General features: G+C 35.2%; 7 protein-coding genes. 6 read left to right on the top strand and 1 reads right to left on the bottom strand.

Features of this window, described 5'->3' with window-relative positions; translation table 11 throughout:
* Nucleotides 1–9: 9 nt before the first annotated feature.
* Nucleotides 10–6,999, bottom strand: coding sequence for a type I polyketide synthase (locus A0O34_RS20995; protein ID WP_066759034.1), 6,990 nt, complete (start codon nt 6,997–6,999; stop codon nt 10–12).
* Between the two features lie 931 nt (nt 7,000–7,930).
* Between A0O34_RS20995 and egtD the strand changes: the two genes are divergently transcribed.
* The 6 genes from egtD (at nt 7,931) to tnpA (ending at nt 14,873) form a co-directional block, all read left to right on the top strand.
* Entirely contained in the window at nt 7,931–8,914 is a 984-nt protein-coding gene (gene egtD, locus A0O34_RS20990) for an L-histidine N(alpha)-methyltransferase (protein ID WP_066759032.1), read from the top strand.
* A 19-nt stretch (nt 8,915–8,933) separates the two neighbouring features.
* Nucleotides 8,934–10,106 (top strand): ergothioneine biosynthesis protein EgtB, encoded by a 1,173-nt coding sequence (gene egtB, locus A0O34_RS20985; protein WP_066759030.1) that lies wholly within the window; start codon nt 8,934–8,936, stop codon nt 10,104–10,106.
* 9 nt (nt 10,107–10,115) lie between these two features.
* Nucleotides 10,116–11,033 carry an ABC transporter ATP-binding protein gene (locus tag A0O34_RS20980; RefSeq protein ID WP_066759029.1) on the top strand — a complete coding sequence of 306 codons (918 nt, stop codon included), beginning with the start codon at nt 10,116–10,118 and terminating at the stop codon, nt 11,031–11,033.
* A complete protein-coding gene (locus A0O34_RS20975) occupies nt 11,030–12,595 on the top strand; it encodes an ABC transporter permease/substrate-binding protein (protein ID WP_066759028.1) in 1,566 nt (521 codons plus the stop codon). The genes A0O34_RS20980 and A0O34_RS20975 overlap by 4 nt, the downstream gene beginning before the upstream one ends.
* A 276-nt stretch (nt 12,596–12,871) precedes the next feature.
* A complete protein-coding gene (locus tag A0O34_RS20970) occupies nt 12,872–14,308 on the top strand; it encodes a serine hydrolase (protein WP_066759027.1) in 1,437 nt (478 codons plus the stop codon).
* 115 nt (nt 14,309–14,423) lie between these two features.
* Nucleotides 14,424–14,873, top strand: a complete 450-nt coding sequence (gene tnpA / locus A0O34_RS20965; protein WP_066759020.1) for an IS200/IS605 family transposase — start codon at nt 14,424–14,426, stop codon at nt 14,871–14,873.
* Nucleotides 14,874–14,987 lie beyond the last annotated feature (114 nt).

Here is a 14,987-nt window from a genome sequence, read left to right as displayed (position 1 = left end):
TACAGAGGTTTACCAATTATTTCCGGACATGATCAATACCTGACTTTCAGTTCCGTATTTTATTTCATTCAGAAAAATTTCCTTTCCTTGTTCCAATGGAATTAAAGAAATACCTCGGCGTTCATATTCTGTTTCCAGTGTCGATGAAACCATTCCGGCACCTTTCCAAGGACCCCAGTTGATGGAAATTACTTTTCCTTTTAATTTCTTATTTAAAGCATTTGCGTAATCATCCAATACAGAGTTAGCGGCAGCGTAATCGGTCTGACCTTTGTTCCCGTAAACGGACGCAATGCTTGAGAATAACACTACAAACTGACAATCTGTGCGCAGTTTTTCTGCTAATACACGAAGTGGTTTTACTTTGGTATCAAACACACGTCCGAAAGAACTTGTTGTTTTTTGTTTGAATAATTTATCTTCCAAAAGACCAGCCCCATGAATTACCCCGTCTAAACGGTTGTATTTTTCGTAAATCGAATTGATTAATTCAGATAATCTGTCTTCATCACAAAGGTCTAATGATTGGTAAACAATCGTATTTCCCATTTGTTCCATATCGCGGATGGTACGTAGAATCTGATTGTTTTTGAAAACTTTTATTGTTTCTTTTTCGATTTCAGAAGGCGAAGTGAATGTTCCGGATTTAATAAGATATGCTCTTATTTCTTCCTTCGATTTAAATGCTTCTAATTCTTTATTCGTTGCCTGATTTCTTGGATCTTCTGATCTTCCCACCAAAATATAAGTACACGGATAAGCCTGTGACATGTGTTTTGCGAGTTCGGAAGTAATTCCCTGTGCGCCTCCAAGAACTAAAACAACTGAATCTTTATCTAATTGGATGTGTGCTTCACTCAATCCTGTTGCCAAAGGCGATGGGATGATGTTTATTTTATGTCTTTGATCATTTTTATAAATAACTTCAGAGGGTTTGTCGGTTGTTAATATTTCTTTTAAAATGATATCAGCAATTTGATCTACCTGTTGAGGAGAGTTTAAGCTGATTAATCTACAATTCGTGTTTTCAAATTCTCTAGCTAAGCTTTTGAAAAAACCCGGATATCCTTTATAATGACGTAAAAGAGTCGTGTCTGTAAGTTCCTGAACATGTGCCGGAATATCTGAAATCAGATAAATCCATTGAGTCTTATCAAGGTCTAATCTTTTAATTAAATCAACATGATCAATAATATTTTGCTTTACGGCAGATGAGAATAAGTCAAGAATAATTAATCCGTCGAAATTCGTAAGATCTTTGTCTGTATCCACCAATTCAGCGATTGCTCCATGCTTTTCAAGGGCATTTTTGATAGCCAAATTTTGGTTGCTGTTGTCTTGAGTGATTGCAAAACGTTTTCCTTGCAGGATTTCATTATTTTCGATTAAAGAAACATCCGTTGGCGTTAAATCAAATCGAAGACGGGATAGTAAATTCTGAATAGGTTCTGGAGTGTTATTTCCGCTCATTTCATTGATCCAAGAAGCTAATCCGCTCAATGTTTTGATGGCAGCTAATTTTTCCATTAAATCATCCGCCTGTTCTAAATCTTCACCGAAACCTATTTTGGTTTTAAGCTCACCAATGATTTCCATACGTTTGATGGAGTCGATGCTTAAATCTGCTTCCAAATCAAGGTCTAGACCTAACATTTCTTTTGGATATCCTGTTTTTTCGCTTACTATATCCAGAATTGCTGTCTGAAGTTCTTCAAGAGAGAATGCAGATTTATTTTGAGCCGTTGAAGCTGTTGTTTCTACAGGTGTAACTTTTTCTGAAGTGTTTGATGCTCCTGAATATTCTGTTAACCAAGAAACCAAACCGTTTAAGGTTTTTATCGAAGCCAATTGCTCCATGATGGTATCTTCATTTGTACTATTTGAGGAGAAAGAACCAAGTTCAGATTTCAGTGTACCAATGATTTCAACTCTTTTAATTGAATCAATACTTAAATCAGCTTCCAAGTCCATTTCCATGCCCAACATTTCGTGAGGATATCCTGTTTTATCACTTACAACCTGAAGCAATAACGTTTTAATATCCTTTGTCGGAGCTTGTTTTACCGGAATAATAATCGTTTTTTCAACACCGTCATTTAAAGGAGCAGAGATGATTGGTGCATGGCTGTTTGAATGAGCCGGAACTTGTGAAACATAAACAGGAGAAGGGCTTACTTGAGGATTTTGTCCCAAGAACGTTAGCATCACATCACGTTGAGCCTGTATCATAAGTTGCATGCTGTTTAAATATTCCTGCAACATACGTTCAGTATTAGATTGAGTTTCAATCACAGGAGCTTGGTTATTTGTAAAGTTGTTCATTTGAATTGGAGTTATGATTGGTAATGCACCATTGGCAGGCAATGTACCTGTTGTTGGGTGAGCTGCCTGTCCGTTCACACGCCAGATGGCAGGGCTTTTCTTGTATAATTCAGGTTGATCGATTTGAATTACCTGAACATTACGACCTTCAAAAAGTTTAGCAATATTAAAATTACGACCTGTTCCTAAATATTGAGCCAGCATAGAAAGCAGATAAGTCAATTTATTCCCATTACTGTCTTCTACAGATAACGTTACATGTTCTTTATCTAAACAAGATTTGGTTAATCCTGCCAATACTTTTCCAGGGCCCACTTCGATAAATATTCTTGCGCCGTCTTCGTACATTGCCTGAAGTTCTTCTACAAATCTTACAGGCTGTACTAAGTGGTTGGTTAGTCTTTCTTTTATTTCTGAAACTGCTGTCGGATAAGTTGTGGCTGTTGTATTCGACCAAACCGGAATCTGCATTTCTTCAAAAGAAACACCTTGTAAAACAGTTTCGTATAAACGTTTAGATTTAGCTAATAACGGACTGTGGAAAGCACATGCAACTTCCAGCTTTTTAGCAGAAATACGTTCCTGTTTAAGGATTTCCATTAATTTGTTAATGGCTTCTGTACTTCCTGCTACCACACATTGCGTTGGCGCATTGTAATTTACAGGATAGCAACCTTCAACGGTATCTAAAATAGGTTGTAGATTTTCTCTTGTTGAGCTTACTGCGATCATTGTTCCGGGATCACCGCCTTCTACAGAATCTAAAATAGATTGCGCTCTCTTGATACTTAAATCAACCAATTTTTCTTCTTCGAAAACGCCTGCAAAACATAAAGCAGGTAATTCTCCATAACTGTGACCCGCCAACATATCCGGAACAATCCCAATAGATTGTAGGAGTTTAGCTAAAGCAAGATCAACAATTCCTAAAAGAGGTTGTGCTAATCGGGTATCTTTAATGGTTTCTTTTTGCTGTTTTAATGTTGCTTCGTTAAAAGTGGTTGAAGGGAAAACTACTTTTTCCAATTCAGGATATGAATTGATTAATTTTCGCATTTCGGGGAAAGCAACGAAAAGATCACGAGCCATATTGATTCTCTGGCTACCTTGTCCAGGGAATAAAAATGCTACTTTACCGTCTCTTTTATTAATAGTGAAAGTGTCTTTGCTTTCAATTCCGGAAAGTGCCAGTTCGATGTTCATCATCAAATGTTCGGTGGTGTCTGCAACAATGCTTAACTGAACTTGTTTTTCTGAACTAACGGCTAAACTGTAAGCAATATTCTTTAATGAAATAGTATCGTTTACTTCAAGTAAAGATTTAATTTGATTTAATTGAATTTTAGCCTCATCATAAGTCTCTCCACGGAATACAAATAATTCCGAAGGCCAAGATTGCAATACCGCAGAATCGTCTTGTTTAGGATGATTGGCAATGACAGCATGGAAATTAGTTCCCCCAAATCCAAAAGCACTGATTCCTGCATAACGGTTTTTCTCGCTCCATAATCCACTTTCTGCATAAAAAGCAAATGGACTGGTTTGAGCGTTATAATAAGCATTAGGATGCTGTAAATGAAGAGTAGGAGGTTTTACTCCGTGATAAACTGCTAAAGAAGCTTTAATTAATCCTGCTAATCCCGCCGCACACTTTGTATGTCCGATTTGTGTTTTTACAGAACCTAAATGAGTCTGTCCGGGCAATGCACCTGAACGACTGAATAAATTGGTAAGGGCACTTAATTCAGTTTTATCTCCAACAACAGTTCCTGTACCATGTGCTTCGACCAATCCAACGGATGCAGGACTGATACCAGCTTGGGCGTATGCGCGCTCCAATGCTCTTACCTGACCGATTTTTCTCGGAGCAGTAAGACCTAAAGCTTTACCATCACTGGATCCTCCAACTCCTTTAATCACAGAGTAAATACGGTCACCATCGCGTACCGCATCATCATATCGTTTTAAAACAATAATGGCAACGCCCTCACCAAGGGCAATTCCGTCTGCATCACTGTCGAAGGTGGCACATCTTCCTTTTCTGGAAAGGGCATGGGTGCTGGAGAACATGAGGTAATCATTGATTCCGTTATGTAAATCGGCTCCGCCCGCAAGAACCATATCTGATTTATTTAAGATCAATTCCTGACATGCCAATTCAAGAGCTGCCAGAGAAGAAGCGCATGCGGCATCTACGGTAAAGTTTCTTCCCCCAAGATCCAGACGATTGGTAATTCTTCCTGCGATAACATTCGCTAAAATACCGGGGAATGAATCTTCTGTTGTATGCGGAAATGCTTCTTTAACTTCTTGATGAAGCTCCCCGAAAACCTGTTTATAAAATCCTCTGAAACTGTAGCTGTTGGCAAGGTCATTTCCACCTTCAGCACCAATAATTACAGAAATGTTTTCTCTGTTTGTATGTTTGTCACCATAGCCTGCATTTTCCATCGCACGTTTGGCAACCAATAAGGTTAGCAATTGCGTAGGTTCAATGGCAGCAAGAGACTGTGGTGGAATTCCAAATTCTAAAGGATCGAAATCAATTTTAGGAATAAATCCGCCCCATTTTGAGTGAGATACATCTGATTCATTTGAGTCCGGGTGATAATACAGTTCTTTATTCCATCTTTCGTCCGGAACTTCTGTTACACTGTCTTTTCCTAAAATAATATTGCGCCAATATTCTTCTAAATTTTTTGCATCAGGGAAAATACATTCCATGCCTACAATAGCGATATCCAATGCTTTTTCATTGGATGTCGGCTCTTCCGGTAATGCTGCATTTTGAATATATTGATGATTGTCTATGCTCACATTTTGATGAAGTTCATCAAGAGTGATAACTTTTTCATGCATGGTAGCAACCTGTCCGATCATGTACATGCCTAAATCCAGTTGCTCTTCTTTAGGAATGGTAACCAATTGATCGCCTTGACGTTCTACACCTTTTGCTGCAATTCTTAAACGACCTACGTTTAATTTTTCGAGTTTTTCCCAAACCTCTTTTTTATCTGTTCCGGCTGCGATCAGTTTTGCTTTTTCATTATTAAAATGTTGAGCAAATGCAGTGTCTAAACATCTGGTTTCGTGTCCCGGAGCGGTTTCTAATAAAACGGTTTCTTCTGCCTGTAAAGCTTGTACCTGGAATTCTTCCTGAATGGCTCCACAAGTAACTGCCTCTTGGGTATATAGATAAGCTGTTCCTATTAATACGCCAACTTTTACACCTCTTGCTGCTAATGGAGCAGCCATTATCGAAACGAAAGCTGTAGAAAAATCGTTATGAATTCCTCCTGCAAAAAATACGCTGATATTTTCAGGATGTTCTTCTTTTAAAATACGTTCGATTTGTTTTTCCCAAAGAACTGTGCTTGAAAGTGGGCCCACATGGCCACCACATTCACGTCCTTCGAAGATAAAGTTGGTCGCGCCTTCTTTCAAGAAAATATCTAATAAAGCGGGAGAAGGAACATGTAAAAATGTTTTTATTCCTGCTTTTTCAAATATTTTTGCTTGGGCTGGCCTTCCTCCGGCAATTAATACAACGGGAGGTTTAGCTTCTAATATATAAGATGTTTGTTCTTCTCTTAATTCCTGAGGGGCAAATCCTAAAATTCCCACACCCCATGTTTTTTCGCCTGCTAATTTTTTAGTATCCATTACCAAGGCTTTTGCCTGTTGACCTTTTAATAAAGATAAAGCAACAAAAGGTAAAGCTCCTGCTTCTGCAACGGCATTGGCAAATGACGGAACATCGCTCACACGTGTCATTGGCCCTTGGGCAATTGGATATTTTAAACCTAAATCTTTAGCTAAAATATTATCCTGATTGATAACCTGAAGAACTTTTGCCTGCTTCAGATGACCATACATTGCTTCTTTAAATCCAAAAACCATTTTCTTTAGATTTTTAAAGTCTTCATAAAGGTCTGTTGCCAAGGAAATATCTTGTCCCATAGGGATATAACTCTTGGTGATATTAAGATCTGTAAAGTGTTTTCTAAGATCTTCAGCGGTTATATTTTCGGGTAATGCAGGAGAATTAGGTCTCACCAATACACGATGATTGGCTATGATTTTAGTTTCTGTTCCATTAAGTTTTGAACAGAGATCTTTGATGTCTTTTGGAACGGAACTTTCCGGGAATAAAGCAAGTTGACTATCCAGTACAATACCGGTTGCTCCCAACGCTTTTACCGCTGCCGCAGTATGAAGTCCGATTCCTCCTTGTACCCAAACAGGAATGTTTTTGATTTCTTTAATGATGCGTTGAAATAATATAAAAGTTGATTCGTAGCCGACAAGTCCGCCTGCTTCATTTCCTTTTATGATAATTCCTTTTGCTCCTGATTGTTCCGCTTTTTTGGCTTCCTGTAAACTGGTTACCTGATAAATAATTGATACTTCTGAGTTGGAATTAAACCTAGATCCAAACGGAAGAATTGCAAATGTCACCTTCTCTGAAAGTTGAAGTGAGGTAAGTTTATCATTAGAAAAGCAAATACCATAAGAAGGTATATCTGCCTGTTCAAGCTGATTTAGTGCTTGTTGTGCGGTCGTTAATTGATGCCCTAAGCTTAGGATGGGAAATGCGCCAGCCTGTTGCATTGCAAGCATTAGGTTGGCATCCGGTTTTTCAAAAGGCGTTAGTCCAAAAATGGTTAAGTTTTTCATTGTGTTGATATATTGAAATGATAGCAGATTTTACATAGCAAAACGTTAAAAATTCCGGTCTTTAAAAACAATTTTTGCTGTGCTAAAGTAAAGTGTCTGATTATTATATTTTTAAATATTATGTTAATTTAACAGTGATATTTTAATGCAAAGAATGTTAAAATTGCTATTAAACAGGAGGTTATTGCATATGAGATTGTTTTCAGGTCTTATAAAAAAGGTTAATCCAAAATTTTTCATTTCGTTGATGTTTATTGAATGTTAACAATATGTTTTATGACAAGACGCTTATACGTTGAGTATAAAAAACGTTTGTCTTTTACGACAGAATAAAAAGCTCAACTCCTGTTTTATTTTTAATGAAATAGATAATTTAATATTAATTCTTAAATAAGAACTTGAAATTATCTAAATACTGTTAAAATCAGTTATTTATATTTTTATTCTCAAAAAAAAGCGGATACAATCAGTGTAATTACATAATTATAATCGTTTATAATTGTGTAATGTTGAACAAATATATAAATAAAATAATAAAATATTTCATTAAATAGAGATTTGTTTTTTTATGTTACATAAATATAATCTATCAATAAGTAAGAGTTAATAAATTGCAAAAATCTATACAGAATTGCTATCTTTTATAAGTCAAAAGGTTATAATTTCAAATTTTAAAGTAAAAGATCAATGCAGAATAGTTATTTATTAATTAAAATTCAATTAATAAAAATGATTAAAAAGTTTTTTAAAGTGAATAATTGGCTGAAAATCTTATGTTATGTCGAACAATATGATCTAAAATAACCGCTGTTTTTCAATAAATTAAGCTTATATTTAATCTGGTAATATTGTAGAGGAGTGTAAATTTTATTAGGAGTGATGTGGACGGCAAGATAGTTGTAGTTACCTAAAACCACACAAAATAGAAAACATGAACTTAAGGTTACATCCAGATTCTCAGGTAAAAAATGATCATATTGATGGTTTTCGGTCTGATGTGTTAGAGGGCTTACACGGCAACCCTAAAAAGTTATCTTCAAAATATTTTTACAATAAAAAAGGAGATCATCTTTTTCAGAAAATTATGACAATGCCGGAATATTATCTCACAAAATCGGAGCTGGATATATTCAAAAATAAAACGGCAGATCTTGCCAATTTAATTACTCCTGACAATGAACCGTTTGATTTGATAGAACTGGGAGCAGGCGACGCCATGAAATCTACTTTTTTACTTAAATATCTTGTAGAAAAAGGAACCGATTTTAGTTATATGCCGATTGATATTTCAGGAAATATTCTTTCGATATTAAATAAAAAACTGAGCCAGGAAATTCCGACTTTAAAGATTATTCCATTGGAAGGAGAGTATTTTGAAATGCTTCAAAAAGCGGCTTCTTTATCTTCCCGAAGAAAAGTTATTTTATTTTTAGGAAGCAATATCGGAAATATGAGCCTTGAAGAAACTGAAAATTTCTGTAAAGATTTAAACCAAAACTTAGCTTCAGATGATGTGGTTTTAATAGGTTTTGATCTAAAGAAAAATCCGCACATTATTTTAAACGCTTATAACGATAAAGAAGGCATTACCGCAGCGTTTAACCTCAATCTTTTAACTCGAATCAATACAGAGCTTGATGCAGATTTTGATTTGAAAGAATTTCAGCATTATCAAACCTACGATCCGGTAAGTGGAGCTTGTAAAAGTTATTTGGTAAGCTTAAAAGACCAAAATGTCACTATCGGAAATGACTTAATTTCATTTAAAGAAAACGAACTCATTGACATGGAAATTTCACAAAAATTTTCACCCGAAAAAATACAGGAATTAAGTGAAAAATCTGGTTTTAAAATAATCGGAGAAATTAAAGATTCCAAAAAATGGTTTGTAGATACCGTCTGGCAAGTAAAATAACGAATCAAAAGCTAAAAACATGACACCAAACACCATCACAACAGATTTAGTAAAAAAATATACAGATATTCGCAAGCATTCTGAGGAAATATGCGCACCTTTGGAAATCGAAGATTACGTCGTACAGCCAATTGTAGACGTTAGTCCGCCTAAATGGCATCTCGGTCACACGACTTGGTTTTTCGAAACGTTTATTTTGCAACCCAATTTTCCGGATTATAAAGTTTTTGATGCTCAATATAATTTTGTTTTCAACAGTTATTATGAAACGATAGGAGCGAGGGTGATTCGTACCGATCGTGGAAATTTGAGCCGTCCGTCTGTTTCTGATATTTATAAGTATCGAAAATATGTGGATGAACATATGGAAGCTTTTCTTCAAAGTGCATTTATGACGGAAGCTGTTGAGCCTTTGTTGGAACTTGGGCTTAATCATGAACAACAGCATCAGGAATTATTAATTACAGATATTAAATATATTTTAGGTCACAATCCACTTTTTCCAGCTTATAAGAAAGAAAGTACTGTTAAAAAAGAACATTCAGAACATGTAGAAATGCTCAGTTTTTCAGAAGGTATTTATGAAATTGGCTTTAAAGGAGAAGGTTTCTGTTTTGATAATGAATTAGGGCGACACAAAGTTTTTCTGAATGATTTTGAAATTAGTAATCAGCTAGTTACCAATCAAGAATATTTACAATTTATAGAAGCAGGGGGATATTCCGATTTTAAACATTGGCACGCTGAAGGTTGGGATTGGGTGAAACAAAATCATGCAAAATCACCATTGTATTGGCATTTTATTGATGATAAATGGATGCATTATACTTTAAACGGTTTGCGGGAATTAGATCTTAACGAAGCGGTTTGTCACATCAATTTCTTTGAAGCTTCTGCCTTTGCATCATGGAAAGGAATGCGTTTGCCAACTGAAGCAGAATGGGAAGTTGCTTCCAATCATTTCAATTGGGGAAGCCGTTGGGAATGGACGAATTCCGCTTATTTACCTTATCCTGATTTTAAAAAAGAAGCAGGTGCAGTTGGCGAATACAACGGGAAATTTATGGTGAATCAAATGGTTTTGCGAGGTGCTTCCGAAGCAACACCTCTCGGGCACAGCCGAAATACATACCGTAATTTTTTCCAGACAGGTTTACAATGGCAATTCACAGGAATCAGACTTGCCCAATAATTTTTGCCAATGATTACAGTAGAATCAGTTTCAAAGAATTTTAACGGAAAACCCGCAGTTGATAATATTTCTTTTCAAGTCAATGATAAAGAAGTTTTGGTGCTTCTCGGAACCAGCGGTTGTGGCAAAACGACAACGCTAAAAATGATCAATCGTCTCATAGAATCAGATTCCGGAAATATTTTGATTGATGGTAAAAATATCCGCGATCAAAAAGTAGAAGAGTTGAGAATGGGGATCGGTTTTGTCATGCAACATTCCGGATTATTTCCTCATTATACGATAAAACAAAACATTGCTGTCGTTCCCGAGTTATTAAAATGGGATAAAAAAAAGACAGAAAACAGAACCGAAGAATTGTTGAATAAACTTCATCTTTCCGAAGACATTCTTTCACGTTTTCCGAACGAACTAAGTGGTGGTCAACAGCAAAGAGTAGGAATCGCCCGAGCGTTGATCGCCAACTCACCGATTTTGTTGATGGATGAACCTTTCGGAGCATTGGATAATATCACGAAAGCGGATATTCATTCGGAATTTAAATCGTTGGAAGAGCTTAAAAATAAAACCATTATTTTAGTCACACACGATGTACAGGAAGCTTTTGAATTGGGAGATCGAGTATGTTTAATGGATAAAGGAAAGATTATTCAGATTGGAACGCCAAAAGAAATGCTTTACAAGTCTAAAAATGATTTTGTCACGGATTTTTTTGCCGAAAACAGATTATTATTGGAATATAAAGTGGCGACTTTAAAGGATGTTAATGATTTTAATTCAGAAAAATTATTTGATGAATTTAATTTTAGTGAAAATACAAGTGTTTGGGATGCTTTACAAAAATTAAGTTCAGATCATAAAGATACAATGCAGTACGAAATGTTGATCAAAGCATTTAATGAATACAGAAAATTACAGATCGTATGACGCAGCAAAGTCTTTGGCAGTTTATTATTGAACAGCACGAAAAATTATTAACCCAGATTACACAACATCTTGGGCTTACTTTTTTGTCATTGCTTTTAGCGATCGTAGTTGGCGTACCTTTAGGAATATTGATTGCCCGAAAAAGAAAACTTTCCAGTTCTGTTCTTGGCATTGCTGGGATTTTGCAGACGATTCCGAGTATTGCTTTATTAGGTTTTATGATTCCTGCTTTTGGAATTGGTGCTACACCTGCCATCGCAGCCTTATTAATTTACGCTCTTTTACCGATCATTCGAAATACGTATACAGGAATTACAGAAGTAAATCCGACCGTTATTGAAGCCGCAAAAGCAATGGGAATGAATAAAACCCAGCTTCTTTTTAAAGTTGAAATTCCTTTGGCGATGCCCGTTATCATTGCAGGAATAAGAACGGCAGCCGTCATTAATGTTGGAGTCGCGACTTTGGCTTCATTTGTTGCCGCAGGCGGATTAGGTGAATTTATTTTTGGCGGAATTTCATTAAATAACACCAACATGATTTTGGCAGGCGCAATTCCGGCAGCGTTATTGGCTATTTTGTTGGATCAGGCGATTGCTGTTTTGCAGAAATCAGGGTATCGATTATTTCATAAACTAAAATATATTGTTCCTGCGATTTTGATTATTTTCGGAGCTATTTATCTTCTTACTTCTGTTTCAGAAAATAAACTAAAAGCTGGTTTTACGCCCGAATTTATGGGAAGACAAGACGGCGATCTCGGTCTGCGTTCTGTGTATGGATTGAATGTAAATCCTGTTGTAGTAAGCGATGCGATCATGTACAAAGCAGCTTATGAAAAGGAATTGGATCTTATCAGTGGATATTCTACAGATGGTAGAATCAAAGCTTTTGATTTATATGTTTTGAATGATGATAAAAAAATATTTCCGCCCTATTTCGCTGCGCCGATTATTAAAACCAAAACATTAGAAAAATTCCCTGAATTAGAAAAAACATTGAATTTATTGTCGGGTAAATTTAATGATTCAATTATGACAGATTTAAATTATAAATCGGATTATCTTCATCAAACACCAGAAAAAATTGCGAAAGACTTTTTAATTAAAAATAATTTATATAAAAATTCGAGGAAGGGAAATTCGGGAACAGTACGAATTGGCTCAAAGATTTTCGGTGAGCAATATATTCTCACGGAAATGTATAAAATGCTGATTGAAGGCAATACCAATTATAAAGTAGAAACAAAAACAGGGTTGGGAGGAACTAAAATCTGTTTTGATGCTTTGATGAACGACGCCATCGATTTTTACCCTGAATATACAGGAACCGGACTTTTAGTATTATTAAAACCAACCGAACAAACGATTAAAAAGGTAAGTCAAAGTCCTGATGAAACTTATAATTATGTCAATTCAGAATTTCAAAAACAATATGGAATTCAGTGGTTGATACCTCTTGGTTTTAATAATTCTTATGCATTAATGATGCGCAGGAAACAATCTAAAGAATTGAATATTAAAAGTATATCTGATCTAAAAAATTATATAGATTCGAAATAATTATTTTTATTTTAACCACAAAAGAGACAAAAGCTATTTGGATATCTAATTTTTGTATTATTAGAAAACAAAGTTTTCAAAAGAAAAAAATCAAAGATTTTTAAAACTAATGTGTTCTTATTTACGGTTTATTGATAAACTTAAAATACTAATGTGTTGATCTTTTGTGCCTTTTGTGGTTAAAATAAAAAGTTTAATAATATAGAGAATCAAAATTATATTAATAATGAATGTAATAGAATCGTTTTCAAAGTTGTCTTATAATTAAAACTAACTATGAAATTTTGTTTTCTATTGATCTTCTCTGTGTTTTCTTCCTATTTATCGGCTCAAAAAGAATCAGATATTGATGCTATCATTAAAAGAGAAATGAGTGAGCGGAAGATTCCGGGATTACAGATTGCAGTGGTTCAAAACGGTAAAATTATTTTGAAAAAATCATACGGAATGGCAAGTATTCAGAATAATATTCCTGTTACTGATGCAACCATTTTTCCAATTAATTCATGTACTAAAGTTTTTACGGGCGTTGCTGTAATGCAATTGGTGGAAGAGGGGAAAATAGAATTATCTGCTCCAATATCAAAGTATTTGACTGATCTTCCTGAAAAATGGCAAGCCGTGACGGTTGAGCAGATGATGACGCATATTTCAGGTTTTCCTGATATCGTAAGATTGTTTGATCCTCTTACCGGAGCAGCGTTGAAGCCGGAAAAACAAATTTGGGAAGAACTTAAAGCGCTTCCAATGGATTTTAAGACCGGAGAACAATTCAGATACAATCAAACCAATTATTATTTATTAGGAAAAATAATTGAGAAAGTAAGCGGACAACCTTTTGATCTGTTTTTTAAAACCAAACAATTTCAAACTGTTGGGATGAAAAATACAGTATTTGGGGACTCAAGAGACCTTATTCCTCATTTTGCGCCAACTTACGGATACAGAAGTTTTATCGATGGAAAAAAATTGAATAAAGAAAAACTGATCAACGATTATCATGTATTTCCTGATTACAGCAGAACAGGATCCGGCCTCAATACAACTGCCGAAGATATGGCAAAATGGATCATTTCTTTACAAAAACAAGAATTGTTTAAAAGTAAAGGAACCTTGACGAAAATGTGGTCGCCCATCAAAATGAACGACGGAAATCCAACATCTTGGGCATTAGGATGGGGAATAACAAAATTCCGAGCAAAGCATAAAGCTTTGGGTATGTCGGGTGGTGGGAGATCTGCGTTTTTAGTTTATCCTGATGATAATTTGGCTGTAATCGTCTTCACAAATTTGATGGGAAGTACTCCCGAAGACTTTCTGGAAGAACTTGCAGGGGTTTATAATCCTGATATTGTTAAATATGATCCTATAACCTATCTTAGAACCAATCTTAAAAAACAAGGTTTCAACAAAGCGATTGATGTCGTAAATTCTGAAAAGAAAAATAATCCTGACTTCAATCCCGGAGAATCTGAACTTAATGATTGGGCTTACCGATTGATGTCCCGACCTAATCAACTTAATGATGCGTATGAGATTTTTAAATTGTACGTTTATTTATATCCTGAAAGCTCAAACGCTTATGACAGCTACGGAGAAGTATTATTAAAAATGGGAAATAAAAATGAAGCCCGTAAAATGTACGAAAAATCAGTAAAGCTGAATCCCGATAACGAAAACGGAAAAACGATCTTGAAACAGTTGAGCGAATAACAGTTAAGTAATTTAATCTAAAGAATTCCCCGAGGCTTGCCTCGGGGTGAAATGAGGAAAAGTTTGAAAAACGGATGGTTTTTCAAAATAGGTTGTAAAACTGTAGATTTGATTCATGGAAGATGAGCATATTTTCAAGAGCCATAATAAAACTTTGCTTGTGTATCATTTGGTTTTTCCTATGAAATATAGAAGAAAGGTTCTAAATGAAGTTTCTGGAGAAACTTTAAAGTTCATATGCAAAGAAATTTCAGAGCGTTATGAGATTGAATTTATAGAAATTGGTTATGAATCAGATCATGTGCATTTTCTGATACAAAGTGTTCCTTCTTTGTCATTGAGTCAAATTGTTCGAACGGTAAAAAGTATAACAGGTAGGGAGCTATTTCGACTTCATCCTGAAATAAAACAAGTTCTTTGGGGAGGAAATATATGGACAAGTGGATTTTATGCTAATACTGTAGGACAATATGGAAATAAAGAGGTTATTCAGAAGTATATTGAAAACCAAGGTAAAGAAAAACAATACACAAAAATTTATACAGGACAACTCAGGTTATTTTAATACCTCGTGGGCTTGCCCCGAGGTAGTTTATTTCTATAAAAAAGAAGTATTTAATAACTTTTTTCGGCGATCAATTTATAAAATTACAATTATGATATACATCATCAGACGTAG

Source organism: Chryseobacterium glaciei, assembly GCF_001648155.1.
GTDB classification, from domain to species: Bacteria; Bacteroidota; Bacteroidia; order Flavobacteriales; family Weeksellaceae; genus Chryseobacterium; species Chryseobacterium glaciei.
The sequence above is the reverse complement of the archived record's forward strand: the minus strand, read 5'-3'. Positions and strand labels throughout refer to the sequence as shown.